The sequence below is a fragment of the Pseudomonas sp. 14P5.3.2 genome, from assembly GCF_057799175.1.
In genome coordinates this window covers 176,009-200,127 of sequence record NZ_JBYOKU010000010.1, presented here as the reverse complement: position 1 = coordinate 200,127, position 24,119 = coordinate 176,009, and the positions used below count along the sequence as shown (strand labels likewise).

Annotated in this window: 27 protein-coding genes; 11 read left to right on the top strand and 16 right to left on the bottom strand. The window is 60.3% G+C overall.

Annotation, left to right across the window (positions count from 1 at the left end; genetic code table 11):
• Positions 1–61: 61 nt before the first annotated feature.
• From AC27VU_RS11265 to AC27VU_RS11250, 4 genes are all read right to left on the bottom strand, one after another.
• Positions 62–1,279 carry a mandelate racemase/muconate lactonizing enzyme family protein gene (locus tag AC27VU_RS11265; RefSeq protein ID WP_488724078.1) on the bottom strand — a complete coding sequence of 406 codons (1,218 nt, stop codon included), beginning with the start codon at positions 1,277–1,279 and terminating at the stop codon, positions 62–64.
• 1 nt (position 1,280) lies between these two features.
• Complete coding sequence (locus tag AC27VU_RS11260) at positions 1,281–2,600, bottom strand: MFS transporter (RefSeq protein ID WP_488724077.1); 1,320 nt, start codon at positions 2,598–2,600, stop codon at positions 1,281–1,283.
• An 82-nt stretch (positions 2,601–2,682) separates the two neighbouring features.
• On the bottom strand, positions 2,683–4,107 hold the full coding sequence (gene aldA, locus AC27VU_RS11255; protein WP_488724076.1) for an aldehyde dehydrogenase: 1,425 nt from the start codon (positions 4,105–4,107) through the stop codon (positions 2,683–2,685).
• 233 nt (positions 4,108–4,340) lie between these two features.
• Positions 4,341–5,273 carry a LysR substrate-binding domain-containing protein gene (locus tag AC27VU_RS11250; RefSeq protein WP_045122512.1) on the bottom strand — a complete coding sequence of 311 codons (933 nt, stop codon included), beginning with the start codon at positions 5,271–5,273 and terminating at the stop codon, positions 4,341–4,343.
• Between the two features lie 186 nt (positions 5,274–5,459).
• Here AC27VU_RS11250 and AC27VU_RS11245 point away from each other — a divergent pair, with 186 nt between their 5' ends.
• Both AC27VU_RS11245 and AC27VU_RS11240 read left to right on the top strand, forming a co-directional pair.
• Positions 5,460–6,638, top strand: a complete 1,179-nt coding sequence (locus AC27VU_RS11245; protein WP_488724075.1) for a hypothetical protein — start codon at positions 5,460–5,462, stop codon at positions 6,636–6,638.
• Between the two features lie 218 nt (positions 6,639–6,856).
• Positions 6,857–7,732, top strand: coding sequence for a LysR substrate-binding domain-containing protein (locus AC27VU_RS11240; RefSeq protein ID WP_045122513.1), 876 nt, complete (start codon positions 6,857–6,859; stop codon positions 7,730–7,732).
• A 99-nt stretch (positions 7,733–7,831) separates the two neighbouring features.
• Here AC27VU_RS11240 and AC27VU_RS11235 read toward each other — a convergent pair whose 3' ends face one another.
• The 4 genes from AC27VU_RS11235 to fae form a co-directional block, all read right to left on the bottom strand.
• Positions 7,832–9,193 (bottom strand): MFS transporter, encoded by a 1,362-nt coding sequence (locus AC27VU_RS11235; RefSeq protein WP_400495750.1) that lies wholly within the window; start codon positions 9,191–9,193, stop codon positions 7,832–7,834.
• A gap of 163 nt (positions 9,194–9,356) precedes the next feature.
• Positions 9,357–10,790, bottom strand: coding sequence for an NAD-dependent succinate-semialdehyde dehydrogenase (locus tag AC27VU_RS11230; RefSeq protein WP_488724074.1), 1,434 nt, complete (start codon positions 10,788–10,790; stop codon positions 9,357–9,359).
• Complete coding sequence (locus tag AC27VU_RS11225) at positions 10,787–11,821, bottom strand: aldo/keto reductase (protein ID WP_488724073.1); 1,035 nt, start codon at positions 11,819–11,821, stop codon at positions 10,787–10,789. The genes AC27VU_RS11230 and AC27VU_RS11225 overlap by 4 nt, the downstream gene beginning before the upstream one ends.
• Positions 11,822–11,831: 10 nt before the next feature.
• Positions 11,832–12,344, bottom strand: coding sequence for a formaldehyde-activating enzyme (fae, locus tag AC27VU_RS11220; protein WP_003225910.1), 513 nt, complete (start codon positions 12,342–12,344; stop codon positions 11,832–11,834).
• Between the two features lie 107 nt (positions 12,345–12,451).
• Between fae and AC27VU_RS11215 the strand changes: the two genes are divergently transcribed.
• Entirely contained in the window at positions 12,452–12,658 is a 207-nt protein-coding gene (locus AC27VU_RS11215) for a hypothetical protein (RefSeq protein WP_488724072.1), read from the top strand.
• 15 nt (positions 12,659–12,673) lie between these two features.
• Here the strand turns inward: AC27VU_RS11215 and AC27VU_RS11210 are convergent, their stop codons facing one another.
• Positions 12,674–13,009, bottom strand: coding sequence for a hypothetical protein (locus AC27VU_RS11210; protein ID WP_003225912.1), 336 nt, complete (start codon positions 13,007–13,009; stop codon positions 12,674–12,676).
• Positions 13,010–13,194: 185 nt separating this feature from the next.
• Between AC27VU_RS11210 and AC27VU_RS11205 the strand changes: the two genes are divergently transcribed.
• Both AC27VU_RS11205 and AC27VU_RS11200 read left to right on the top strand, forming a co-directional pair.
• A complete protein-coding gene (locus AC27VU_RS11205; protein ID WP_003225914.1) occupies positions 13,195–13,434 on the top strand; it encodes a hypothetical protein in 240 nt (79 codons plus the stop codon).
• Between the two features lie 343 nt (positions 13,435–13,777).
• Entirely contained in the window at positions 13,778–14,140 is a 363-nt protein-coding gene (locus tag AC27VU_RS11200) for an NUDIX hydrolase (protein ID WP_103484182.1), read from the top strand.
• Positions 14,141–14,144: 4 nt separating this feature from the next.
• On the opposite strand, the gene AC27VU_RS11195 is transcribed toward AC27VU_RS11200, so the two are convergent.
• From AC27VU_RS11195 to AC27VU_RS11185, 3 genes are all read right to left on the bottom strand, one after another.
• Positions 14,145–14,387, bottom strand: a complete 243-nt coding sequence (locus AC27VU_RS11195; RefSeq protein WP_003225919.1) for a DUF1652 domain-containing protein — start codon at positions 14,385–14,387, stop codon at positions 14,145–14,147.
• A 109-nt stretch (positions 14,388–14,496) separates the two neighbouring features.
• On the bottom strand, positions 14,497–15,396 hold the full coding sequence (locus AC27VU_RS11190) for a polysaccharide deacetylase family protein (RefSeq protein WP_488724071.1): 900 nt from the start codon (positions 15,394–15,396) through the stop codon (positions 14,497–14,499).
• A 131-nt stretch (positions 15,397–15,527) separates the two neighbouring features.
• Positions 15,528–16,475: an ABC transporter substrate-binding protein gene (locus AC27VU_RS11185; RefSeq protein ID WP_262142327.1), complete on the bottom strand. Its 948-nt coding sequence runs from the start codon at positions 16,473–16,475 to the stop codon at positions 15,528–15,530.
• A 294-nt stretch (positions 16,476–16,769) separates the two neighbouring features.
• Here AC27VU_RS11185 and AC27VU_RS11180 point away from each other — a divergent pair, with 294 nt between their 5' ends.
• The 4 genes from AC27VU_RS11180 to AC27VU_RS11165 all read left to right on the top strand — a co-directional run bounded on the left by AC27VU_RS11180 (position 16,770) and on the right by AC27VU_RS11165 (position 19,970).
• The gene (locus AC27VU_RS11180; RefSeq protein ID WP_488724070.1) at positions 16,770–17,756 is read left to right on the top strand and encodes an aliphatic sulfonate ABC transporter substrate-binding protein; all 987 of its coding nucleotides are present in this window, start codon (positions 16,770–16,772) and stop codon (positions 17,754–17,756) included.
• 60 nt (positions 17,757–17,816) lie between these two features.
• The gene (locus AC27VU_RS11175; RefSeq protein WP_201137310.1) at positions 17,817–18,656 is read left to right on the top strand and encodes an ABC transporter permease; all 840 of its coding nucleotides are present in this window, start codon (positions 17,817–17,819) and stop codon (positions 18,654–18,656) included.
• Positions 18,657–18,704: 48 nt separating this feature from the next.
• Positions 18,705–19,385, top strand: a complete 681-nt coding sequence (locus AC27VU_RS11170; RefSeq protein WP_488724069.1) for an SOS response-associated peptidase — start codon at positions 18,705–18,707, stop codon at positions 19,383–19,385.
• A gap of 312 nt (positions 19,386–19,697) precedes the next feature.
• Positions 19,698–19,970 (top strand): hypothetical protein, encoded by a 273-nt coding sequence (locus AC27VU_RS11165; protein WP_103484188.1) that lies wholly within the window; start codon positions 19,698–19,700, stop codon positions 19,968–19,970.
• Between the two features lie 48 nt (positions 19,971–20,018).
• On the opposite strand, the gene AC27VU_RS11160 is transcribed toward AC27VU_RS11165, so the two are convergent.
• The 3 genes from AC27VU_RS11160 to AC27VU_RS11150 all read right to left on the bottom strand — a co-directional run bounded on the left by AC27VU_RS11160 (position 20,019) and on the right by AC27VU_RS11150 (position 21,238).
• On the bottom strand, positions 20,019–20,162 hold the full coding sequence (locus AC27VU_RS11160; RefSeq protein ID WP_177434724.1) for a hypothetical protein: 144 nt from the start codon (positions 20,160–20,162) through the stop codon (positions 20,019–20,021).
• 66 nt (positions 20,163–20,228) lie between these two features.
• Entirely contained in the window at positions 20,229–20,540 is a 312-nt protein-coding gene (locus AC27VU_RS11155) for an AzlD domain-containing protein (RefSeq protein WP_177434727.1), read from the bottom strand.
• Positions 20,540–21,238 (bottom strand): AzlC family ABC transporter permease, encoded by a 699-nt coding sequence (locus tag AC27VU_RS11150; RefSeq protein ID WP_488724068.1) that lies wholly within the window; start codon positions 21,236–21,238, stop codon positions 20,540–20,542. Before AC27VU_RS11150 ends, AC27VU_RS11155 begins: the two co-directional genes overlap by 1 nt.
• A 152-nt stretch (positions 21,239–21,390) precedes the next feature.
• Here AC27VU_RS11150 and AC27VU_RS11145 point away from each other — a divergent pair, with 152 nt between their 5' ends.
• Positions 21,391–21,777, top strand: a complete 387-nt coding sequence (locus AC27VU_RS11145; protein WP_488724067.1) for a DUF2784 domain-containing protein — start codon at positions 21,391–21,393, stop codon at positions 21,775–21,777.
• Here AC27VU_RS11145 and AC27VU_RS11140 read toward each other — a convergent pair.
• Positions 21,774–22,301, bottom strand: a complete 528-nt coding sequence (locus tag AC27VU_RS11140; protein WP_103484191.1) for a DUF3087 domain-containing protein — start codon at positions 22,299–22,301, stop codon at positions 21,774–21,776. The two genes, AC27VU_RS11145 and AC27VU_RS11140, sit on opposite strands and share 4 nt — an antisense overlap.
• A gap of 225 nt (positions 22,302–22,526) precedes the next feature.
• Between AC27VU_RS11140 and ppnN the strand changes: the two genes are divergently transcribed.
• Entirely contained in the window at positions 22,527–23,900 is a 1,374-nt protein-coding gene (ppnN, locus tag AC27VU_RS11135; RefSeq protein WP_003225941.1) for a nucleotide 5'-monophosphate nucleosidase PpnN, read from the top strand.
• The last annotated feature ends 219 nt before the right edge of the window (positions 23,901–24,119 follow it).

Here is a 24,119-nt window from a genome sequence, read left to right as displayed (position 1 = left end):
GCCGTTGGTGACCCCCCCCCCCCTCCCCCCCAACCACCCCCGCTCCCACAATGGGCCTCTGTCAGCCCTTGGCCGGCGAGGTGTCTTTGACGTCAACCGGAGTCGGTGCCATTTGCAGGTGCAGGCGCTCGCCGGTGTACGGCGAATGCTTGCGCACCACGTCCATGTTCAGCTCCACGCCCAGCCCCGGCTCGGTGGACGGGATGATGTAGCCGTCCTCCCACTGCAACGGTTTTTTCAGGATCTCGGCGTGGAAGCCGCCCCAGGTCTCGATGCTTTCCTGAATCAGGAAGTTCGGTGTGCAGGTCGCCAACTGGAAACTCGCCGCCGCGCCGATCGGGCCGTTGTAAAGATGCGGAGCAATTTGCGCGTAGTAGGCTTCGGCCATGCTGGCGATCTTCTTCGCCTCGAGCAGGCCGCCGCAGCGGGCGACGTTCATCTGCAGAATCGACGCGCCGCCGGCCTGCAACAGCTTGAAGAATTCGTACTTGGTGGTCAGGCGTTCGCCAGTGGCAATCGGAATGCTGGTCTTGGCCGCGACTTGCGCCATGGCCTCTTCCTGCCCCGGCGGCACCGGCTCTTCGAACCACAGCGGGTCGTACTTTTCCAGGCGCCTGGCCAGACGGATTGCCGACGACGGCACCATCTGCCCGTGAGTCCCGAACAGCAGGTCGCACTGGTTGCCCACCGCTTCGCGGATCTTGCGACAGAAGGTTTCGCAGCGCTCCAGCACCTGCAGCGAGATCTGGTGCCCGGAGTACGCGGTATATGGGCCGGCTGGGTCGAACTTCAGCGCAGTGAAGCCTTTGTTCATGTTCTCGACGGCGCATTCAGCCGCCAGATCCGGATCGTCGTAGTCGTATTCGCCACGGCTGTTGACCGGGTACAGGTAGGTGTAGGAACGCAGACGTTCGTTGACCTTGCCGCCGAGCAACTCGTAGACCGGTTTGTTCGCCGCTTTGCCGATGATGTCCCAGCAGGCCATTTCCAGACCGCTGACCACGCCCATCATGGTCAGGTCGGGACGCTGGGTGAAGCCGCTGGAATAGGCCTGACGGAAGAAGCGTTCGATGTGGTGCGGGTCATGATTGAGCAGGTAGCGCTCGAACACGTCTTCGATGATCGGCAGCATGGCTTTGGGGCCGAACGTCGCCGCGTAGATCTCGCCCACGCCTTCGATGCCGCAATCGGTCTTGAGCTTGACGAACAGCCAGTACATGCCGCCGATGTGCGGCGGCGGTACGGCGACGATATGGGTTTCAAGGGCGATGATTTTCATGTCAGGCACCTGCTTTATCTGAAGTTTTGCGATTGATTCGGGCACGCAGGGTCACGGCAGCCAGGGTGCCGATCAGGCCAACGGTGGCGATGTAACCGAAGTACAGCTTGTAGCCGAGGGCACCAGGGAAGTGCTCGGTGAGGTAGCCATTGATCAACGGGATGAAGGCATCCGGCATGTAGCCGACCACCGAAACGATGCCGATGGCCAGGCCGGTGATGCGCAGCGGAATGTTGCAGCTGTCGAGAATCGCCCAGTACAAACCGCGAATCGCGTAAGTCATCAGGCCAATGAAAATCACCGTGGCGATCAGCAACCCCATGCTGTTGAGCGCCGGGAATACGATCAGCCCGACAATCGCCAGACTCGCCAGCAACAGCGCGACGATCAGCACCGAGATGTTCGAGAACTTGTCCCCCAGCCAGCCGCCACCGATGCCGCCGATGGGGCGCATCCACAGCTTGATGGTGGTGATGGTGCCGGCCATGACCGCGGTCAGGCCGCTGCCTTGCAGGTAGTCCGAGAAACTGTAGGTCGCCCAGAAGATGTGATAGCCGCAGAACACGATGGCGGTGACCAGCCACAGCTCGGGAATTTTCACCAGGGTCGCCAGATCGGTGAGCAGGTTGAACTTGCCCTTCTCCACCGGCGGCGTGTCCGCCATCGACTTCGGATCCTTGATCAGCACCAGCACACAGCCGATGGCGATACAGGTGAAGGCATAGAGATAGACCACATGCCTGAAGCCTTCGGCAGTGGACTCACCACGGGTTTCGGTGGCGAAGGCGAACAGCGCCAGGGCAACCGTCGCCAGCAACGCCTCGACCAGACCGCGACCACCGTCGAGGATGCCGAAAAAGCGCCCTTGCTCGGTAGGGTGAGCAATCATCTTCACCCGCTTGAGCACCGACGCCCAGAAGGTCAAACCGGTGGTCAGGCCCCAGCAACCGAAGATGATCATCAGCCCGGTCATCGATGGTGCCGTCGAGTACCACAGGCCTAAAGCGCCGGTCGCCACCAGCGAGAAGAAAATCAGAAAGCGTGGCGCAATGCGATCCGCCAACCAGCCGCTGGGCAAGTAGCTGAGGAGGAAAATCGTGCCGAGCATCGAGTACAGATAGCCCAGTTCACTGTGGTTGATCTGGAACACTTCGAGCATCGTGGTCTGGTAGACCTGACGCAGGTACAGAATCGGGTAGATCGCACCGGCGGCCAGCACCAGCAACATCAATTGGAAATAGCGACTTCCCTTGTCGCTCCGGCTTTTCACAGCCGAGTTGGAACCCTGAACAGCGGCAGCAGAGGATGCATGCTTGGACATTGAAGTGACCTCGGGCAACCCGTGCTCCGGGCGCCCCTGATAATTGTTTTTATAGGTGCAGCATGAGGCGTGTTGCGGTGTTTCAGTACTTCATGACCACGAGTCGGGTCTGGGTGAATTCGAGCATCCCGTGCTTGCCGTCATCACCGCCCAGGCCCGAGCGTTTCCAACCGGCGTGGTAGCCCTGATACGGGTCGGCCGGGGTGCGATTGACGTACAACTCGCCGGCCTCGATGGCGTTGGCGACTTTCTGCGCGGTGCGGTAGTTCTCGGTGTAGAGCACCGACGACAGGCCGAACTGATGGTCGTTGGCCATGGCCAATGCTTCGTCGATGTCGCGGTACTTGAGCACCGGCAGCACCGGGCCGAAGATTTCTTCCTGAACGATTTCCATGTCCTGGCGGCAGTGGCTGAGCAGGGTCGGCGGATAGAAATACCCCGGGCCTTGCGGCAACACACCACCGCTTTCGAGCACCGCGCCGTCGGCCATGGCACGCTCGACCATGGCGTGAATGTTCCGCTGCGAACTGGCGTTGACCAGTGGTCCCATCAGGCTCGCATCGGTGGCGCGGTCACCGAACTTCACCTCGGCGATTTTGGCCTTGAGCAGCGCGAGGAATCGGTCATGGACGCTTTCCTGCACGTAGACTCTTTCCACCGCCGTGCACAACTGCCCGCAGTGGGTGGTCTTGGAAGCGATGATCGCGCTGGCGGCGGCTTCGAGGTCGGCATCGGCTTCGATGATGGCCGGCGTCTTGCCACCCAGTTCCAGCGAAGGCTTGGCGATGTTGGCCTTGCAGTAGTCGAGGACGATGCGCCCGGCGTTGACGCTGCCCGTCAGCGTAATCAAGCCAACAGCCTTATGCGTGCACACCGCGGCAGCGGTGGCGTGATCCATGGTCAGAATATTGATCACTCCGGCCGGCATGCCCGACTGCTGAACCGCTTTGGCGATTTCGAATGCCGAGGTCGGGGTGTTGTTGCTCGGGCGCACCACCACGGTGTTGCCGGCAATCAGCGCCGGGGCAATTTTGCGCAGCAAGGTGTAGACCGGGTAGTTGAACGGAATCAGGCACGCGACGACGCCGATCGGCTCGCGGTGCAGAAACAGGTTTTCGTCGGGGCTGTCGCTGGGGATGATCTCGCCTTCGATGCGCCGCGCCCACTCGGCGTGGTAACGGGTGATCTGCGCGGCATAGCGTGCTTCGTTGCTCGCGTCGCTGAGACTCTTGCCGGACTCGGCGGCGAGCGCGGCGCCGATGGACTCGGCACGCTCCTCAAGCGCGGTGGCGAATGCGCGCAAGTGTTCGGCGCGCTCGATGCTGGTCAGTTTGCCCCAGACCTTTTGTGCGACCGCTGCGGCATCCACGGCGGCGGTGGCTTCTTCGGCGGTGGCAGCCGAGACATGGCCGAGCAGCGCTTCAGTGGCGGGGTTGTACACCGCGATCATTGCCGCACTGGCCGGCTCGATGAAGTGGCCGTTTACAAAGTTTCGCTCGATTCGCATGTGCATCGCCCATCGTTTGTTTTTATCAATGCCACCAGTCTTGTCATCGGTGGCGGGTTGAACAAACGATTTAAAGGGCGGTGAAACATTCGAAAAATGCAGGTTACCTTCACATAAGCACACATCCCCTGCAGGCGTGAGCCTGATCGCGATGGCGGTCTGACTGTGACGTACAGGTGACTGACACACCGCTTTCGCGAGCAAGCTCGCTCCCACAGGGGATTGGGGGTGTGTCAGGTGGCTGCGGTCGAAGGCTCCAGCTGGCGCTGCGCCAGCCAGATTTCCTCCTGCAGCCATTGCGCAAACACCTGCAACTGCGGCATCTCGGTCTGCTCCGGGCGGGTCACCAGCCAGTACGACTGGTGCCCCTCCACATGCACATTCAGCACTTGCGTCAATTGCCCGCTGGCCAGTTCCGCCGCAACCATGTGCCAGTCGGCAATGGTGATCCCCAGACCATCGGTCGCTGCCTGAATCGCCAGGTCCAGCAAATCGAATTCGTAACCGCCCTGGGTATCGACGCCACTGATGTGCGCCGCGTCCAGCCAGTGTTTCCAGGTCAGGTAACGCTGATCTTCCTTGGCCAGCACATGCAGCAGGGTCAGGCGATTGAGGTCGATGCCCTGTTCGCTTCCCTCCCGTGCATACAGCGATGGCGCGCACACCGCGATATGCCGCTCCTGGATCAACAGCGAACTGTCGAGACCGTCCCACTCGCCGTCGCCAAAGCGGATCGCGCAATCGAGGGTACTGGTTTCCGCCAGGCTGTCCTGCAAGCGCGTGGTGATGCTCAGTTCCAGCTCCGGGTGTTGCTCGCGCAAACGCCCGAGGCGCGGCATCAGCCAGCGACTGGTGAAGGTCGGCGGTGCGTTGATGTGCAGACGGTTGGAGTGGGTTTTCTGCTGGATGCTGCGCACCGTCAGCTCGATCTTGTCGAACGACTGATGCAGTGCCCGCAGCAGGATCTTGCCGGCGGCGGTCAGCTCCAGATGGTGATGACGGCGCTCCAGCAGACTTTCGCCGAGCTGCTCTTCCAGTTGCCGCACCTGACGGCTGACCGCACTCTGGGTGACATTGAGCAGCTCGGCGGCGCGGGTGAAGCTGCCGGTGCTGCCGGCCACTTCGAACGCCTTGAGCGCGTTCAGGCCGGGCATTTTGCGTTTCATATCAAGGCACTCGAAAACCACTGACAAGTTGCAGAGCATCCCATGAGCGTACCGGACTGTCCTACAGGATTTTTTGAGTAACATGCATTCGATGCAGGTTTGCGCATCGTTTTTATCGTTTGTCCCACGCCCGGCGGATGGCAAGACTGCGCGGCATCTCTAATAAAAACAATCGAGAGCCGTTCCATGCCCTTCTCTGCTTCCTTGCGTTTGCGCACCACCTCTATCGTCCTGTTCTGCAGCGCTGCCGCTCCGGCGATGGCCGTGCAAGTTACCGACAACCTCGACCTGGGTGGCGCCATTCGTGCGCGCTGGGACCTGGACCCGGATCGCGACATTCAGAAGTTCGGTCTCGATACGGTTTTTCTCAGCGCCAAGTACAACTCCGATTCCTGGATCGGCGAGGCGCAATACCGCTTCTATGGTCGCTCCTACCCCTACCAGTACACGAAAAATTACGGCGACATTCAGTTCGCCAAATTCGCCTGGGCCGGCTACAAATTCAATCCCGATCAGCAGGTGCAGGTCGGCCTGAACACCGTGCCGTTCGGCTTGCAGCCGTACTTTGGCAGCACCTTCTACGAGACCCTGGGCAACGTCATCGGCCTCGAAGACGTGCAACAGGTCGGCGCCAAATACGTTCAGCAAAGCGGCGACTGGAACATTCAGGCCGGTTACTACCTGCGCCCGGCGTGGCAAGGCAAAGGCACCAGCAAGGGCGTGACCTACTCCAGCGTCGTGTCCGAAGCCGACAGCTACGTGGCTGACGGCAGCGCCAACCAGGAACGCAACACCGTGGTGCTGCGCGTGGCGAAAGCCCTGGATCTGGGCCCGTGGAAGTCCGAAGTGGGGATCTCCGGGCTGACCTCGACCCTGGAAAACAAGGACACCGATAACGACGGTCGGCGCAACGCCGTGGCCGTGCACTACCTGGGCAAGAACGGCCCGTGGGGTGTGCAGTTGCAGGCGGCACGCCAGCAGATGTCGCCGCGCAATGCCGGCACCGATGAGCTGGTGACCCTCGGCGGTTACGACGGCACTTACAACGTCGCCAGTCGCGGCAATCTGTACGTGGCGGATCTGAGTTACGACGTGGCCGGCAAATACCTGTTCGATCAGATCAGCGGCGTCAAGCTTTACGCCAACTACAGCGCCTTCGACAAATCCGCCAGCGGCTTCAAGACCTCCCAGCGAATGATCCTCGGCAGCTCGTTTTCAGTGAGCAAATTGTGGGTGGCGACCGAGTGGCTGTTTGGCAAGAACGATCCGTACATCGGTGGCAGCAGCTACACCCAGAGCCTGGGCGCGGGCGGGCTGGATCAGTGGGAGAATCAGGTGTATGTGAACGTCGGGTATTACTTCTGATCCGGATTTTACTGCGCCTGAAAGTCAGCCTTCGCGAGCAAGCCCGCTCCCACAATGGATTTATGTCAGGCACAAAACATGTGGGAGCGGGCTTGCTCGCGAAGGCGTCCTGCCAAACAACACTTGCATCCGTTCCTCACCAATAGTCAGATAACCCCTACCAACAAAACCTACAAAAATAAAACCGAGCCACACGCTCGACCTGGGGTCCCACCTCCATGCGTCAACTGCCCTCGCTCAACACCCTGCGCGTGTTCGAAGAAGTCGCGCGGCATCGCAGTTTCAGTCAGGCCGCACTCGGCCTGAACGTCACCCAGGGCGCAGTCAGTCGCCAGATCAAACAACTCGAAGACTACCTCGGTGTCGCGCTATTCGTGCGCACGCCGCAAGGCCTGTCGCTGACCGAGGCCGGCAGCAATCTAAAGCCGCATCTGGCCGAAGCCTTCGACCACATGGAGCGCGCCCTGCAAGCCATTCGCGTGCCCAACCTGCGTCAGCGCCTGCGTGTTCTGGCGCCACCGACCTGGGCCACGCGCTGGCTGTCGCCGCACCTGCGTGCCTTCTGCCAGCGCTACCCGGACATCAGCCTCAGCGTGACCAATCAGGCCAGCCACGACAGCCTCGCCGAGATCGATTGCCACATCCGTTTCGGCCTCGCGGCGTCCCCCCAGTGCGCCAGCCAGTTACTGGTGATGGAACGGCACATCGCCGTCGCCAGCCCGGAGTTGTTCAACGGCGCTCAGCCACCGGATCTGCGGCAGTTTCCGCTGCTGCACATCCTGCACGACGGCAAGCGTTTGCAGGTCTGGGAGAACTGGCTGGCGGCCATGGGCCGCGATGATGTCGATGCCGGACAAGGCCTGGAATTCAGCACCTTGGATCAGGTGATCCACACCGCACTGGCCGGCGGTGGTCTGGCCGTGATCGACCGGCAGATGATCGAAAAGGAACTGGCCAACGGCAGCCTGCTGCCGATCACCCCGATTGAAGTGATCGGCCCTTATGGTTATTGGCTGGATGTGGCGAATGACAAGCAGGGTTTGTCGAAGGTGAAGCTGTTTACCGAGTGGTTGAGTCTGGTGAGCAATCCCTGACATGTAGGAGCTGCCGCAGGCTGCGATCTTTTGATCTTCAAAAGCAAAATCAAAAGATCGCAGCCTGCGGCAGCTCCTACAGGGTTCGATGGCACGCCGTCAGATCGGGGCGACTTTACTCACCGCAATCGAACTCCCCTCCACCGGACTCTGCGCCTTGCACGCCTGACTCAAGGTCAGCGACTTGGTCTCCGGCGCCCACGCCCACGACAGCCATGCGCCAATCGCCAGGATCGCCGCAAGAATGCCCATGGTCGGACTGAGGCCGATCCCCGCCACACTCACCGGCAACAGAAAGGTGCTGATCGCCGAGCCCAGACGACTGACCGCCGTCGCCAGACCAATGCCGCTGGCGCGCACTTCAGTGGGGAAGCTCTCGGCCGGGAACACCCCGACCAGATTGCTCACTGCCGACAGCACCAGGGTAAACACGCCGAACACCAGCACCATCAGCCACGCCGCACTACCCGGCAACACCGCCAGCAGAAACAGCGCCACCGCGAGGATGATGAACGAGTTGATCAGGAAGCCGCGACGGCTGAACTTGATCGTGCACCAGATGCCGATCAACGCACCGAGGATCAGCAACATGTTCAACATCAGCTCGGTGCCGAAGCCTTCGGCCAGGCCCATCTTCTGCAGGATCGACGGCAAAAAGGTGTAGATCGCAAAGTACGGCATCACGATGCAGACGAAGAACAGGCAGTTGAACGCCGTGCGCTTGCGGTACTCGCGACTGAACAGCACCGCATAGCCGGAACGGGTTTCCGTGGTGCGGGTTTCATCCAGTTCGACATTGTCACCCAGATGCTTTTTGACGATCGCCCGCGCCTCGGCGATGCGCCCCTGATTGACCAGCCAGCGCGGCGATTCCGGAGTGCCGATGCGGGCGATCAGAATCAGCGCCGCCGGGATCGCCGACGAAGCAAGCATCCAGCGCCAGGCATCGTCGCCAAGGCTGAGCATGGCCGTCCCCACGAACGTAGCGGCGACATAACCGAAGGTCCAGATCACGCTGAACGAACCGAGCAACACACCGCGATGTTTCTTCGGCGAGAACTCCGCCAGCATCGCGTGACCGACGCTGAAATCGCCGCCCAGGCCAATACCGATCAGCACCCGGCAAAGGAACAGGCTCATCGCGCTTTCGACGTAGAACTGCATCACCGAGGCGATGGTGATCAGCACGAAGCTGACCAGGAATATCTTCTGCCGGCCGACCTTGTCCGAGATCCAGCCGAAAAACAGGCTGCCGAGAAACAGCCCGATCAACGCCGATGCGCCGATCAATCCCTGCCAGAACGCATCCAGGTGCATCTGCGGGCTGAGCAAGGTGAAGGCAATACCGATCAGGCCAAGGATGTAGCCGTCGGTGAAGTGTGCGCCGAAGGTCAGTCCGGCGATCTTGAGGTGAAACCGGCCGATGGGCAGGTCATCGATTTTTACCGATTGAGCGGACATGTTCGTCTCCAATTGTTGTTATTGACGGAGAAACGCAGAGCTCTTGCTTGGTTTATGTGGGAGCGGGCTTGCTCGCGAATGCGGTGTGTCAGTCACCATTTGCTCCAACTGATACAACGCTTTCGCGAGCAAGCCCGCTCCCACATGGAGATCTCGGTGGGGGTCAGAGACCGCCCATCAACAGGTATTTGATCTCCAGATAGTCATCCAGACCGTACTTCGAACCCTCACGCCCAAGGCCCGATTCCTTGATGCCACCGAACGGCGCCACTTCCGTGGAAATGATCCCTTCGTTGATCCCGACCATGCCAGCTTCCAGCCCTTCGGCCATGCGCCAGACCCGACCGATATCGCGGCTGTAGAAGTACGCCGACAAACCGAACGGCGTGTCGTTGGCCCGCGCCAGCACTTCGGCTTCATCCTTGAAGCGGAAACACGCGGCCACCGGGCCGAAGGTTTCGTCCTGGGCGATCAGCATGTCGCCGTTGACTTCGGTGAGGATGGTCGGCTCATAAAAGGTGCCGCCAAGTGCGTGACGACGACCGCCGCACAACAGCGTGGCGCCCTTCTCAAGGGCATCGCTGACATGGCTTTCGACCTTGGCCAATGCGGCGGTGTTGATCAGCGGGCCTTGCTCGGTTTCACCGTCCAGCGCACTGCCGACGCGCATCGCCGCAACCGCTTCGGCAAGCTTGCCGGTGAAGGCTTCGTAGACGCTGTCCTGAATGAAGAAGCGATTCACGCACACGCAGGTCTGCCCGGTGTTGCGGAATTTCGAGGCCATCGCGCCTTTGACTGCCGCGTCCAGATCGGCATCGTCGAAGACGATGAACGGCGCGTTGCCACCCAGTTCCAGCGAGACTTTTTTCAGCGTGTCGGCAGCCTGGCGCATCAGCAGTTTGCCGGTGCGGGTCGAGCCGGTGAACGACAGTTTGCGCACGATGCTCGACGCTTGCAGCGCACCGCCAATCGCCGCCGCATCGCCGGAAACGATGTTGAACACGCCCGCCGGAATACCCGCCTGTTCCGCCAACACCGCCAGGGCGAACGCCGACAATGGCGTCTCCTCGGACGGTTTGAGAATCATCGTGCAACCGGCCGCCAACGCCGGGCCGACCTTGCGGGTGACCATCGCCAACGGGAAGTTCCACGGGGTGATCGCCGCGACCACGCCAATGGCTTCCTTGACTACGATGATCCGCGCATCGGCCTTGTGGCTGGGGATCACGTCGCCATAGGCACGCTTGGCTTCCTCGCCGAACCACTCGAGGAAACTCGCGGCATAGACCACTTCACCCATGGCCTCGGCCAGCGGTTTGCCCTGCTCGCGACTGAGCAGCGTCGCAAGTTCCTTCTGGTTGGCGAGCATCAGATCGCTCCAGCGTTTCAGGCGCTGGCTGCGTTCCTTGGCGGTGAGCTTGCGCCACGCCGGCAGCGCACGATTGGCCGCATCGATGGCCAGGTGGGTTGCTTCGGCGCCATCCTTTTGCACCTCGGCAATCAGTTCGCCATTGGCCGGGTTGCGCACCGCATAGGTCGCGCCGCCCTGCCCCCACTGGCCGTCGATGAAGTGGCCGTGACGGATCAGATCGCTCATGCCACCGCTCCCTGCAAAGTGAAGCGCTCCAGCCCCGGACGCGCGGTGCGCAGGATGCGTTTGCCGGCGGTGTAATCGTTGATCACGTCGCACGGGGTGTAATTGCGCTCCAGCTCATGCAATTCATCAGCGTCGAGTCTGGTTTCCAGCGCTGCCAGGGCACTGTCGAACTGCGCCGTGGTGTCCGCGCCGACCAGCATGCAATCCACCCCCGGATGGTTGGCCACCCACGCCTGGGCGATCTGCGCGTTCGACACGCCACGGGCGCGGGCCACGCGTTGTACCGAATGCGCGATTTCGAAAGAGGCTTCGTCGCTGTACATCTGCTGGGTGAAGAAGTCGGTCTGGTTGCGGGTCGACTGCACGTCGCCGGTCAGCAGGCCGCGCGCCAGCGGACTGAACACCGAGACGCCGATGCCCTGATCGCGGCAGAACGGAATCATCTCGCGCTCTTCTTCGCGATAGGCGCAGTTCAACTGCAGCTGCATGTTGATCGGCTTGACCCAGCCATTGCGCTCGCAGGCCATGAGGATCTTCGCCAGTTGCCCGGTGAGCATGGTCGACACGCCGATGTAGCGGGCCTTGCCGGAGCGCACGATATCGTTCAATGCCGACATGGTTTCCTCGACCGGGGTGTTCACGTCGAAGTAATGCAGCATGAACACGTCGACGTAATCCATGTCCAGACGCTTCAGCGAGGCATTGATGCTGTCCATGATGTGTTTGCGCGAATGGCCGCTGGCATTGATTCCGCTGCGGGTGCCGTAGCCGACCTTGGTGGTGATCACCAGGTCTTCGCGACGGGCCAGACGCTTGACGATGCGCCCCACCACTTCCTCGCCGACGCCGGCAGAATAGAAGTCCGCCAGATCGATGAAATTCACGCCGTTGTCCAGCGCGTGAGCGACGATCGGCTCGCTCTGTTTTTCGTTGAAGATCCACGGTTTCCAGTCCGGGGTGCCCATGTTCATGGTGCCCAGGCACAGGCGGGAAACTTGCAGGCCGGAGTTACCCAAACGGATGTATTGCATGGCGCGGACCTCAGGCTTTTGGCGTGTAGAAAGGGTTGCTGATGTGGTTGACCACATCGGCCAGTTGCGCGGTTTCCGGCTTGCCGGTGAGGGCGGCGCGGATTGCGGTGCGGCAGGCGTTGTAGTTGTTCAGGTACACCGTATCGAGGTCGTCGCAGGCCGGATTGACCCAGTTGGCGGTAACGATGGCCCACTCGTCTTCGGCTTCCGGCGGCAAGGTGCCGTCGAGCAGTGCTTCGAGCACGGCTTTGGCGATCCCGGCCTGCGAGGCGCCCCAGGTGGCGTTGCCGTGCAGGTCACTGCTGATTGCGGCCTTGTTCACATACAGGGTCATCGGCTTGACCGGAATGTTCGGCTGGGCGATCACCATGAACGGGCAATGGCCCTGACTTGGCGATGCCAGGCTGTTGGCGAACGCCTGCCCGGCCGGGCCGTTGCGCGGTCCGATCAGGATATTGATGTGTGCGGCGTTCACGCCCGGGCCTTCGAAACCTTCACCGATGTACAGGTCGAGTTCTTTCATCAGTCATTACTCTTGTGCGATACGAGGGATGTTCGATAGCTCACACGGGCCGAATGGCCGGTGCGCTCAATAACGGGCGTGGGGAGGTGCGTCGGGGAAAATGGGACATGGCTGCAAACGCTCTCTGGTTGTTATTGATGAGCTGTGTTTGCGATTTTTTAACACCGGGGCTGATGCGGGCTGTAACCATTAAAAATCATGGGGCCATGAGTTTTGGTCATAGCCTGGGGGCGCAGCATCGCGGCCTGCGTGAAAAGCAAAAAAAAGCAGAAACCGACGATACGGTTTCTGCTTTTTTTACGGCTGGCTGCTAAAACTGAAGCGCTGCGTCAGAGGCAGTCACGCACCGATTTGCGCAATGACCCGGACTTGGCCCATGGCGGTCCCTGATACAACGAGACCCGGCTGCCGTCCTTGTATTTGATGATGTCGAGAATCTCGTCAGCGGTGACGAGGCTCGGCGCCTTGATCCGGTAGCCATTGGAAATGGACGTCTGCGTGGTCTTCGGAATGTCCTGCTGCCACAACGGCAACAAGCACGCGGCATAGTCTTTAGGCGCCTTGGTGGTGGTCTTGCTGAGATTTGGCTCGCCCGGAACCAGCGATGCTGGCAATGAGCAACCTGCCAGCAATGCCAACGCCAAACTCCCGATCCATATCCGCATGGTGTTTCCCTGATCTGAAAAAAAGCGAATGTAACGTGTAACCGGGTGTACATCCACAGCGGACCACGCCCATACGGGAAATTGGACAAATATTTACACACGTTCCGCCGGGTGACAGACGAGCTGTAAAACATCGCCCGCAAATGCGACTACTCTGTTCTACCGAGAATGTTCCGGAGGTGATCATGCGGCTCAATGAATACGAACACGAACTTCAGCGCGACCTGCAAGCCGTTGCATCGGATCTGAGATGGTCGGCGGTCGACCTCAAACGCATTGCCGAACAGCTGCGCAAGAATGGCAATGAAGCGGATGCCCAGGCGGTCCTGAGGTCTTGCGAGGTGCTGCAGAGTGATGAAGAACGATTGCAGTCATATGCCAAGGAAGTGAAAACCCGCTCCATCAGCCGAACCAAAGTTCACTGATACCGACCTTGCCCTCAACAAGAGCCCCGGCAAGTACCGGGGCTCTTTCGTTACATTTGCATCAACTCGCGGTGTGACTTCGCGCCCGCGCCGAGCGTTGTCTCTAACCCGGCAACGCAGCGGCATAGGCCATTGCTTCTTCTCTGCTACCAAACGATGCAAGCCGCACGCCCTGGCTGCAAACCGCCACGGGCCGTTACTTCGCAGCCAGCGATGTGCCAAATCGCTGGCACTTTTAGCCACGCCAAACGCTCAAAAAACCCGAGGGAACCTATAAACCGGGGCCCGGCTCGAATATTGCAGTTTTGTTTCATTAATGTGACAAGCAGTGAACAGGTAACAGATGAAAGTACGCGCAACCGTCATTTGCGAGCAGGAACGACACGTTCTCCTGGTGCGCAAACCCCACTGTCGCTGGACATTGCCCGGCGGCAAGGTCGAGCCTGGGGAAACCAAGGCCGCAGCGGCGATGCGCGAGTTGCAGGAAGAAACGGCGCTGAAGGCCGAACAAATGTTGTATCTGATGGAACTGCGCAGTGGTAGCACGCAGCATCATGTCTACGAGGCCTCAGTGCCCGACCTTGAGCAGTTGCGCCCGCAAAACGAGATCACCGAGTGCATCTGGCATCCGCTGGACGCGGTGCAGAATCTGCCCACCAGCGACGCGACGTTGCGCATCGTGCAGGCGTTTCAGCGGCGCTTGTGAGGTTTCAACCGGCGAATGCCCGGCGCCCGGCGCTCATTTCCGTGCGCAATTCACCAATGAAGTTGGAAATATCGCGGATCGTCACCAGATGTTCCGGCGACACGCCATTGAGCAACAACTCGACTCGCCCGGAGTCCGGCTCATAGACCTTGATCCGCAGCAGTCCCTGCTCCACTTGTGTGCATTCGCATTCAAGCGACGGAAAGCCGGATTCGACAATCCGGCAGATGTCGGCAATGGCTAGCATGAGCGCACGCCTCGCAGGCGATGAGTCGGTCGACCGATTCAGCATAGATGAGCGATCAATAATCTGCCGCCCCGGCAAGTGCCAACCCGATCACATTTTCAGCGCGGTCTCAGTGCGCGTCATGATCCCAGATCCAGTTCCACATCCCCGGCAATTGCACCGCATCCGAACTTTGCTGAACCGTGCGCGCCAACGCCGCTTTCTGCAGCGCCGCGCGATCATCGTAGAACGGTTTGTCCGCCAGCCTCACGCCAGTGGCGGCGGCACTGTCGAGCAGGATCTGCAGGTATTCGCGGGTATGCCGCGCGGTGTAGCGGTTGAGGTCATGAAAGGTCACCACCACCGGAATCACCCCGTCCACGGTAGGGAATTCGCCGAGGGCAATGCGCTCGCGAACCTCCGATAGCTGGCGCAGCATGTTCGCCCGACGTCGGGGGCTGGCATTGAAGCCCCAGATCTTGCCGTCGTTGGCGCTCAAATCGGTCAGCAGTACATGCAGGCCGTGCTGTTGATAGGCGGCGAAGGTGCGCTTGTCGTAATTCCAGAATGGCGGGCGCAGCAGGATCGGCGCAGCGCCGGTGATCGCGGCGATATCAGCGCTGCCGTTGGCCAACGACTGCTCCAGCTCTTGCGGATCGAGCGAGCGATGGTTGGTGTGCCAATGGGTGGCGGTATGGAAACCGAGGATGTGCCCTTCGGCGTGCTCGCGCCGCATGATCCCGCGACCAATCTCACTGTTGCCGGCGCGGGGGGCGCGGGTCTGGACGAAGAACACCGCTTTGATGTCCGGTTGCACCGGGTTGACCTTCAGGCTGTCGAGGACTGTCGCCGAAGGGTTCCAGAAGCTCGAAGCGCTAGGGCCATCGTCGAAGGTCAGCAGAAAGCGCACTGGTGCCTGGGACTTGAGCCGGGTTTCGGTTTGTGCGGTCATCTCGATGGGCGCGGCAATGCAGCCGGCCAACCCAAAGGCGATGGCCGCTGCACAGATAAGTTTGAACGCGTATTTCATGTTTTGCCTTGCGCCTGACCCTTGCGGCCCTGTTGTCGACTGGCAAAACTCCCTCGCCCTGATCCATCCCTGCGCCCGGCCTCGGGAGCCAGGTCTGGATAGGGTACACAGGCTTTGGTTACGGCGCTCGCTCAGTCGGCCAATGCCCGCTGAAACGAGGTATCGATGACCCCGGCGGTAGCCAGCGGCGCCGGCAGTGCCTTGACCTTGAACAGGAAGTCCGCGGTGCCCTGCAGGTCTGCCGCCGCCTGTTGATCCACCGGCCCGACGGTCATGTGCGCCTGGCGCAACCAGTGTCGCGAGACTTCCTGATCGAGGTTGGCCTTCTTCGCCCACAAGTCTGCGTATTCGTCGGTATGGCTGTCGACCCAGGCTCGAGCGCGCTTCAAACGTCCGAGAAAATCGGCGATCGCTGCGCGTTTGCTGTCGATCGACGGCGCCGACGCGGCAATCGCGCTGAGGCCCGGCATCAGGTTTTTCGCGGTGAGAATCGGCCGCGCACCGGAGAACACGATTTGCTGGGAGATGTACGGTTCCCACACCGGGAAGGCATCAATGCTGCCCTGCGGCAACGCAGCCGCCGCATCGATCGGCATCAGCTTGACGAAATCGACGTAATTTTCCGGCAGACCGCCCTGCTCCAGGGCACGCAAGGTCAACTGCTGACTCCAGGCGCCGGGCCAGTAGGCGACTTTCTTGCCCTTCAGATCAGCAATGGTTTTCACCGGCGAATCTTTCGGCACCAGTAACGCGATGGTGTCCGGGTTTTGTCGCGACACTCCGATCAGTTTTACCGGCGCCTGTTTGGCGGCGAGAAACAGGAAACCCGAATCGCCCAGAAAACCCAGATCCAGCGAGCCGGTCTGCAACGCCTCGGCCAATGGCGCAGCGGCCTGGAAGTGCTTCCAGTCAACGGTATAAGGCGCGTCCTTCAACACGCCCGAGGCTTCCACCGAGGCGCGGATGTTGTAGTAATTCTGATCACCGACATGCAGTACCACCGGCTCGGCGGCGTAGGCAAGCGGTGCGGCGAACAGGGCAATCATCAGTGTGCTGCGGAGCAAACGGGAGAGCTTCATGGGAGGTCCTGCGACGGGATTTTTCATAGACCATAACGCTCTTGATAAACCAATTTTAAATTCGATTAATGCATAAGCTCAGTGCTCCGAATGCTCACTGTCCGCTGCGCAACAGTGCGATACCACAGTGTTGCCCAAGCAACAGTTGAAAGGCGCCAAAACGGGTGAAAACCCCGTAAACATTAGCCAAAACGCACATGGCACAGAGCCTGCAATATTCCATTCATGCAGGACGCAGCCGATAAAAATATATTTTTGGACATAAAAAACAGTGCCTTCGCCGGAGCGCCCCCCATGACATCGTTCTTACCGTTTGCCCGACTCAAAACGCTGCTGGTCGCCAGCGCCATGGCATTGAGCCTGCAACCTCTGGCCCACGCCACCGAAGCCCCTCCCGCCGAGGTGCATCTGGATTACGCCTACTACTCCCCCGTGAGTCTGGTGCTCAAGCATTTCGGCTTTCTCGAAAAGGCCCTGCCACAGACCAAAATCAGTTGGGTGCTTAGCCAGGGCAGTAACCGTTCGCTGGAATATCTGAACAGTGGTGGCGTCGATTTCGCCTCCAGCGCCAGCCTTGCCGCTGTGCTGAGCCGCGCCAACGGTAGCCCGATCAAATCGGTCTACGTCTACAGCCGCGCCGAATGGACTGCGCTGGTGGTGCGCAAGGATTCGCCGTACCAGAGCGTCACCGATCTCAAGGGCAAGAAAATCGCCGCCACCAAAGGCACCGATCCGTACCTTTTCACTTTGCGCAGCCTGCAACAGGCCGGGCTGAAGAAAGACGACGTCGAACTGGTGCACCTGCAACATCCGGACGGTCGTACCGCGCTGGAAAAAGGCGATGTCGACGCCTGGGCCGGGCTCGACCCGCACATGGCCGCCAGTCAAGTGCAGGCCGGTTCGCGTCTGCTGTATCGCAATCCGGCGTTCAACAGCTACGGCGTGGTCAGCGTCACCGAGCAGTACGCCAAGGAGCATCCGCAAACCATCGACACGGTGATCAAAGCCTACGAGCAGGCGCGCGAATGGGCGCTGAAAAATCCCGAAGCGTTCGCCGCGCTGCTCGCCAAAGAGTCCGGTTTGCCGCTGGACGTGGCCAAACTGCAACTGTCGCGCACTGACCTGAGCAGCCCGCAACTGACCGCCAACGACGTGCAGGCCTCGAAGGCGGCGGCACCGATTCTGGTCTCTGAGGAACTGGTGCGGCGTGGGGTGAATGTCGATCAAGTCATCGATCAGTTGCTCGACAGCGGTGTGCAACAAGCCGTCGCCCGCCAGTAATCGACCAGACTCACAGCCCATCCGCGCCAGTTGCGGATGGACTGTGAGTGGAGCCAACGTATGACCACTCGCAGTAACGAACTGCCGGCACCTCGCAGCTTGTCGAGGCCCCGCCCTCCTCTCCACCCGACATGGCGCCGGCGCCTGAAGGGCCTGGCCCTGCCGCTGCTGATCGTGATCGCCCTGGAATTCATCGTGCGCATCGGCTGGCTACCGTCCTATCAGATGCCCGCCCCGAGCGAGATTGCCCTGACCCTCACCGACCTCGCCGAAGGCGCACTGTGGAAACACATCGGCGCGAGCCTGATCCGCGTGTTGCTGGGATTTGCGATTGGCGCCAGCCTCGCGCTGGTGTTTGCCGCCTGGGTCGGCCTGAGCCGTGAGGCCGAGGCGTATCTGGAACCGACGTTCGCCGCCCTGCGTTCGATTCCGAGCCTGGCCTGGGTGCCGCTGTTGCTGCTGTGGCTGGGCATCGACGAAACCTCGAAAATCGTGCTGATCGCCATCGGCGCGTTTTTTCCGGTGTACGTCAACGTGGTCGCGGCGATTCGCAACATCGATCGCAAACTGGTCGAGGTCGGGCACATCTATGGTTTCAGCCGCTGGCAACTGGTGCGGCGGATTCTGCTGCCCGCCGCCCTGCCCGGCCTGTTCACCGGGCTACGCAGCGGCATGAGTCTGGCGTGGATGTTTCTGGTGGCCGCCGAGCTGATCGCTGCGACCAAGGGCCTGGGTTATCTGCTCAGCGACGGCCGCGAAACCTCGCGACCAGACATCGTGCTGGCGGCGATTATCGTGCTCGCCTTGCTCGGAAAACTCAGCGACGGCCTGCTCGCCATGCTTGAACGCCGCTGGCTGGCCTGGCGCGATACGTTCACCGGTCAGGAGGCGCAGGATTGATTGGCCGCAGCCAACTAAGCTGAAAGCGTCCAACCGGAGATTCGGCGTATGTGCGGAAGACTCTCGCAGTACCGTGGCATTCACGACTTTGTCGCGGTGCTGAGCATTCCCGATGCGCTGATCAATCATGTCGGCGATGCGCCGCTGGCGCGATACAACGCCGCGCCGACCACCGCCCTCGCCGTGCTTCATCAGCATCAACACCAGCTGTATGCGGACCCTTTGCGCTGGGGTTGGCGCCCGCACTGGGCGAAGGATCGCGCCGCGCCGATCAATGCGCGGGTGGAGAAAGTTGCCCACGGCCCGTTCTTCCGCGCGATCTGGCGCCATCGACTGATTGTGCCGGTCGACAACTGGTTCGAATGGGTCGATACCGAAGAAAAACTCCGCCAGCCCTGGCTGATTCGACGAGCGGATAATGGGCCGATTTTCTGCGCTGCCATCGGTCAACTGCCGACACCCGATGCACCAGCGCGGGAGGACGATGGTTTTGTGATCATCACCGCCGACAGTGCCGGTGGCCTGCTCGATATTCACGATCGGCGTCCGATCGTACTCTGCGCCGAGCTCGCCCGAGAATGGCTGGACCCGGCCACGCCCGTCGAGCGCGCCGAACAGATGTTGCTGTTCGAAGGTGAAAACAGCGAAACGTTTCAGTGGCACAAAGTCAGCAAAGCGGTGGGCAACACGCGCAATCAGGGTGCCGAACTGATTGAAGCGCTGCCCTAAATAATGGTCGCCATGGCACGTGTATTCAATGTCGCAACGGTCGAAACCTTCGGCAGTGTCTACACATGACCTGCGTCACCATGCAAGTGAAACCGTTTCTTTACACTTAATGTTTCAATATCGATACATCAATTGAAGCAGTCGTTTGATTAAAACCAACCGCTTGTCTGACTCTTCAATCAGCTTAGATACATTTTGTAGCACTACGGATAGCATGCGCGCCGCATTTCCGTTTGGCATACCAGTTGACCAAAGAGTCAACAAAAAACCAGGAATCCCCTACAACTTTTACAAGCCTTGCAGAGAACTAAGTTGCGCGACGATTTTGCAATCAAACAGGCCAACGGCCTGGAGTGTATCTATCTGTCCATGACAGAACGCTTTCAACTCGACTGTTTTATCGGCCACTACATCAAGACCCGAAACCTGCGCTCAGTTCCCGACATTGAACGTATCTTGCGCACCACCCTCAAGAATTATCCCGGCCATCCGCCGGTGATGGTCAACGAGCTCAATGCCTGGATCGACAAAACCCTGGGATATCGGGCTGCACACCCCGATTTCACGCAGTTGGAAGATCTTTGAACCCAAGAAGAAGCCCCGCACTGGCGGGGCTTTTTCGTATCTGATCGATCAAGGCTTCAGATCAGGCCATGACAGCTCTTTGCCATCATCGTGTTTCCACGTTTGTTCTTTGCGTTTTTCACGCTCGATCTCTTCTTCGCTCGGCTCATCGACATCTTCGTCTTCATCTGGACGTTCTTGCTCGGTCGTCATGCGCACCCCCGCTTGTATAAAAAGACTGTACATCCTTAAAGCGTAGAACAATTTTACCCGTCCAACTTACAGCCACCAGCGCAGCAAAAAGAAGAACGCCATGCTCAATAGCATGCTCAGCAAGGTATTACGGGTATAGATAACCAAACCTACTGCCACTAACGAACTCAGCAAATACGGGTTATCCCATTGCAAATTCAGTTGTTTATCCGGCATGAACACGATCGGCCCGCAAATCGCGGTGAGCATGCCCGGTACGGCAAACCCGAGAAACTGCCGAGCATTACTGCTCAAACGCACCGGCAGGCGCGGTTCGAGAAACACGTATCGGTTGAGGAACACCAGAATCCCCATGCCGAAAATCACTGCCCAGACCATCATGTGCGCCCCCGATAAAGCTTGTTGCAGACAAATCCTGCGGTCATCCCGGCCAGCCCTGACAACACCAGCGCCGAGCCCCACTGCCAATAGCTGAACAACACCGAGCAGAACAAAGACACGGCCACGCACACCACGGTCGGCACGTTACGCACCACCGGGGTGATCAACGCGATGAAGGTGGCGGCAATCGAGAAGTCCAGCCCCAAGTGCTCAAGCCCCGGAATGCTGCTGCCCAGGACGATGCCGGCCAGGGTGAAGAGGTTCCAGGCGATATAGAACGTCAGGCCGACGCCCAATGCGTACCAGCGATTGAACTGCTGACGGTCATGCTGGCTGGTCAGGGCGAACAGCTCATCGGTGAGCAAAAAGCCCAGGCCGATGCGCCAGCGCGCGGGCAGCGGCGAAATCACCGAGCGCATGCTCATCCCGTACAGCAAGTGTTGCGAGGTCAGCAGCAGCGTGGTCAACAGAATCGAGAAAATCCCGGCACCGCCCTTGAGCATGCCGATCGCCACCAGTTGCGCGGCCCCCGCGAACACGATGCTCGACAGGCCCTGCCCCTGTAACGGCGTGAGATTGGCTTCGATCGCCATGGAGCCGGCCAGCAGCCCCCACGGCGCCGTCGCCAGTGATAACGGCATGATCGCCGCAGCGCCGCGAAGAAACGCACGGCGCGGCATAAGTGAGTCAGACATAACGCTCTTCAACCGAGGAAACGGTCGCAGACTCTGCCAGCAAATGCACTGTCGCGGCTTGAACAATCTTGCGCACTTGCGCTAAATCTCCGCGCCCCGGTGCGACTGTCGGCGTAGCATGGGAGCCTTCACAACCGCGTCAGGGAGACGACATGCTGTACCGAATCGCAGCCGACGGGCTGGTGCTGTTTCATCTGTGCTTCATTCTGTTCGTGCTGTTCGGCGGGCTGCTGGTACTCAAGTGGCCACGCTTGATGTGTCTGCATCTGCCGGCGGCCGCGTGGGGCGTGGCAGTCGAGGTGTTGCACCTGACCTGTCCGCTGACCTACTGGGAAAACCTGATGCGCCACGCCGCCGGGCAGACCGAATACGCCGGCGGCTTCATCGAGCACTACGTCTGGCCGATCATCTACCCCGCCGGGCTGACGCCGCAGATCCAGTTGGCGCTGGGCAGCGTGGTGCTGGTGATCAACCTGCTGGTCTACGGGCGCCTGGCCCGTGCGTGGAAACTGCGCCGCGCCAGCCGCATCCCGTTTTAACGCGTGGAGGGTTTCAAGGCTTGCAGCCAGGCCGGATCCAGGCGCTTCTGGTCGATCTCCAGACCCAGCGCCTGCATCCGCTCCTTGTGCGCTTCGACTTCCCGATGTAATTGCGCATGATCGCTGGAGTTACCGTCCAGTTCGTGCATCTGGGTCAGCCCCAGATGATAGAAGCGCAGCACCTTCATCGCGGTCGGATCGTTCTGTTCCACCGCCGCCGTCACCTGATGCATCACGTTGGTCACGCTCATCAGGCTGCGCTTGAGCCGCCAGCTATAGACCGCCGGGGCCATCCAGGTCTGATGCCAGAACTGCCCGCGCATCAGCGCCGCCGTCAGCAGGAACGCGACGAACACCCCGCCGACATTGAAGCGCAGATTGTCGCCGCCGGGTTCGCCGAACAGCGCCACCGCCGCCGTCGAAAGCACCATCGCCAACACCAGAAACAGCACGGCAATGATCAGCGTGCTGCGGCGGGTCTGCTGGCGAAACGTTGCTGGGTCCATCGGCTGGATCTCGAACATCGGGCATGACTTCCTTGAGCGATAAAAAGGGCAACGGAAAAAACTCGCCGGCGCATTATCGCCTCTATCGGGGATTTAGCTATGCTGGGGGCCCTTTTCATCTTTTCAGCGTCCAACGGGGGACATGGCGGTACAGCGCAGATCGTGCCATCTTCATTCATGGATACACACTATTCGGATGCCATTCGCCTGCCACTGGAATGACATCGTTTTAAGGATCATTGCATGACCCAACGACACGTAATCAATGCCTCGGTCAGCCCGAAAGGCAGCCTGGAAACCCTTTCTCAACGTGAAGTTCAGCAACTGAGCGAAGCCGGATCCGGCAGCACCTACACCCTCTTCCGCCAGTGCGCCCTGGCCATCCTCAATACCGGCGCGCATGTCGACAACGCCAAGACTATCCTCGAAGCCTACAAGGACTTCGAAATCCGCATTCACCAGCAGGATCGCGGCGTGCGCCTCGAACTGCTGAACGCCCCGGCCGACGCGTTCGTCGACGGCGAAATGATCGCCAGCACCCGCGAGATGCTGTTCAGCGCCCTGCGTGACATCGTCTACACCGAAAACGAACTCGACAGCCAACGCATCGACCTCAGCTCCTCACAAGGCATCAGCGACTACGTGTTCCACCTGCTGCGCAACGCGCGCACCCTGCGTCCGGGCGTCGAGCCGAAAATCGTCGTGTGCTGGGGCGGTCACTCGATCAACACCGAAGAATACAAATACACCAAGAAAGTCGGCCACGAACTGGGCCTGCGCAGCCTCGACATCTGCACCGGTTGCGGCCCCGGCGTGATGAAAGGCCCGATGAAGGGCGCGACCATCGCCCACGCCAAACAGCGCATCCACGGCGGTCGCTACCTCGGCCTGACCGAGCCGGGGATCATCGCCGCCGAAGCGCCGAACCCGATCGTCAATGAGCTGGTGATCCTGCCGGACATCGAAAAACGTCTGGAAGCATTCGTGCGTGTCGGCCACGGCATCATCATCTTCCCGGGCGGCGCCGGCACCGCCGAAGAGTTCCTGTACCTGCTGGGCATCCTGATGCACCCGGACAACGCCGGCCTGCCGTTCCCGGTGATCCTGACCGGGCCGAAACATGCCGCGCCGTATCTTGAACAACTCGACGCGTTCGTCACCGCCACCCTCGGCGATGCAGCGAAGCAGCACTATCAGATCATCATCGACGACCCGGCCGAGGTCGCCCGGCAGATGACGGCGGGTCTCAAAGCGGTGAAGCAGTTCCGCCGCGAGCGTAACGACGCGTTCCACTTCAACTGGCTGCTGAAGATTGACGAGAGTTTCCAGCGTCCGTTCGATCCGACCCACGAGAACATGGCCAATCTGAAACTGCACCGCGACCAGCCGCCCCACGAACTGGCGGCCAACCTGCGCCGCGCGTTCTCGGGGATCGTCGCCGGCAACGTCAAGGACAAGGGCATCCGCTTGATCGAAGAACACGGGCCGTACCAGATCCGTGGTGACGCGGCGATCATGCAACCGCTCGACGCGCTGCTCAAAGCCTTCGTCGCCCAGCATCGGATGAAACTGCCGGGCGGCGCGGCGTATGTGCCGTGCTATCGCGTGGTGGCGTAACTCTTCAGCCGCCGCATCAGCCAATGTGGGAGCGGGCTTGCTCGCGAAGAGGCCGTGTCAGTCAACAACAATGTTGCCTGACACACCGCTTTCGCGAGCAAGCCCGCTCCCACAATTGTTTTGAGGTCAATCCGATGCTGCCAATCAGCCTTTGTTTCTGACACAAAAGCCCCGTACATTCCTCACGACAGCCACCACCGGCCCGTACTAAGCTTCGCG

Bases quoted from the DNA above. Each gene is read 5' to 3' on its own strand.
- AC27VU_RS11265 (WP_488724078.1), bottom strand. From the start codon at position 1,279: ATGAAAATCATCGCCCTTGAAACCCATATCGTCGCCGTACCGCCGCCG.
- AC27VU_RS11260 (WP_488724077.1), bottom strand. From the start codon at position 2,600: ATGTCCAAGCATGCATCCTCTGCTGCCGCTGTTCAGGGTTCCAACTCG.
- aldA (WP_488724076.1), bottom strand. From the start codon at position 4,107: ATGCGAATCGAGCGAAACTTTGTAAACGGCCACTTCATCGAGCCGGCC.
- AC27VU_RS11250 (WP_045122512.1), bottom strand. From the start codon at position 5,273: ATGAAACGCAAAATGCCCGGCCTGAACGCGCTCAAGGCGTTCGAAGTG.
- AC27VU_RS11245 (WP_488724075.1), top strand. From the start codon at position 5,460: ATGCCCTTCTCTGCTTCCTTGCGTTTGCGCACCACCTCTATCGTCCTG.
- AC27VU_RS11240 (WP_045122513.1), top strand. From the start codon at position 6,857: ATGCGTCAACTGCCCTCGCTCAACACCCTGCGCGTGTTCGAAGAAGTC.
- AC27VU_RS11235 (WP_400495750.1), bottom strand. From the start codon at position 9,193: ATGTCCGCTCAATCGGTAAAAATCGATGACCTGCCCATCGGCCGGTTT.
- AC27VU_RS11230 (WP_488724074.1), bottom strand. From the start codon at position 10,790: ATGAGCGATCTGATCCGTCACGGCCACTTCATCGACGGCCAGTGGGGG.
- AC27VU_RS11225 (WP_488724073.1), bottom strand. From the start codon at position 11,821: ATGCAATACATCCGTTTGGGTAACTCCGGCCTGCAAGTTTCCCGCCTG.
- fae (WP_003225910.1), bottom strand. From the start codon at position 12,344: ATGAAAGAACTCGACCTGTACATCGGTGAAGGTTTCGAAGGCCCGGGC.
- AC27VU_RS11215 (WP_488724072.1), top strand. From the start codon at position 12,452: ATGGCTGCAAACGCTCTCTGGTTGTTATTGATGAGCTGTGTTTGCGAT.
- AC27VU_RS11210 (WP_003225912.1), bottom strand. From the start codon at position 13,009: ATGCGGATATGGATCGGGAGTTTGGCGTTGGCATTGCTGGCAGGTTGC.
- AC27VU_RS11205 (WP_003225914.1), top strand. From the start codon at position 13,195: ATGCGGCTCAATGAATACGAACACGAACTTCAGCGCGACCTGCAAGCC.
- AC27VU_RS11200 (WP_103484182.1), top strand. From the start codon at position 13,778: ATGAAAGTACGCGCAACCGTCATTTGCGAGCAGGAACGACACGTTCTC.
- AC27VU_RS11195 (WP_003225919.1), bottom strand. From the start codon at position 14,387: ATGCTAGCCATTGCCGACATCTGCCGGATTGTCGAATCCGGCTTTCCG.
- AC27VU_RS11190 (WP_488724071.1), bottom strand. From the start codon at position 15,396: ATGAAATACGCGTTCAAACTTATCTGTGCAGCGGCCATCGCCTTTGGG.
- AC27VU_RS11185 (WP_262142327.1), bottom strand. From the start codon at position 16,475: ATGAAGCTCTCCCGTTTGCTCCGCAGCACACTGATGATTGCCCTGTTC.
- AC27VU_RS11180 (WP_488724070.1), top strand. From the start codon at position 16,770: ATGACATCGTTCTTACCGTTTGCCCGACTCAAAACGCTGCTGGTCGCC.
- AC27VU_RS11175 (WP_201137310.1), top strand. From the start codon at position 17,817: ATGACCACTCGCAGTAACGAACTGCCGGCACCTCGCAGCTTGTCGAGG.
- AC27VU_RS11170 (WP_488724069.1), top strand. From the start codon at position 18,705: ATGTGCGGAAGACTCTCGCAGTACCGTGGCATTCACGACTTTGTCGCG.
- AC27VU_RS11160 (WP_177434724.1), bottom strand. From the start codon at position 20,162: ATGACGACCGAGCAAGAACGTCCAGATGAAGACGAAGATGTCGATGAG.
- AC27VU_RS11155 (WP_177434727.1), bottom strand. From the start codon at position 20,540: ATGGTCTGGGCAGTGATTTTCGGCATGGGGATTCTGGTGTTCCTCAAC.
- AC27VU_RS11150 (WP_488724068.1), bottom strand. From the start codon at position 21,238: ATGTCTGACTCACTTATGCCGCGCCGTGCGTTTCTTCGCGGCGCTGCG.
- AC27VU_RS11145 (WP_488724067.1), top strand. From the start codon at position 21,391: ATGCTGTACCGAATCGCAGCCGACGGGCTGGTGCTGTTTCATCTGTGC.
- AC27VU_RS11140 (WP_103484191.1), bottom strand. From the start codon at position 22,301: ATGTTCGAGATCCAGCCGATGGACCCAGCAACGTTTCGCCAGCAGACC.
- ppnN (WP_003225941.1), top strand. From the start codon at position 22,527: ATGACCCAACGACACGTAATCAATGCCTCGGTCAGCCCGAAAGGCAGC.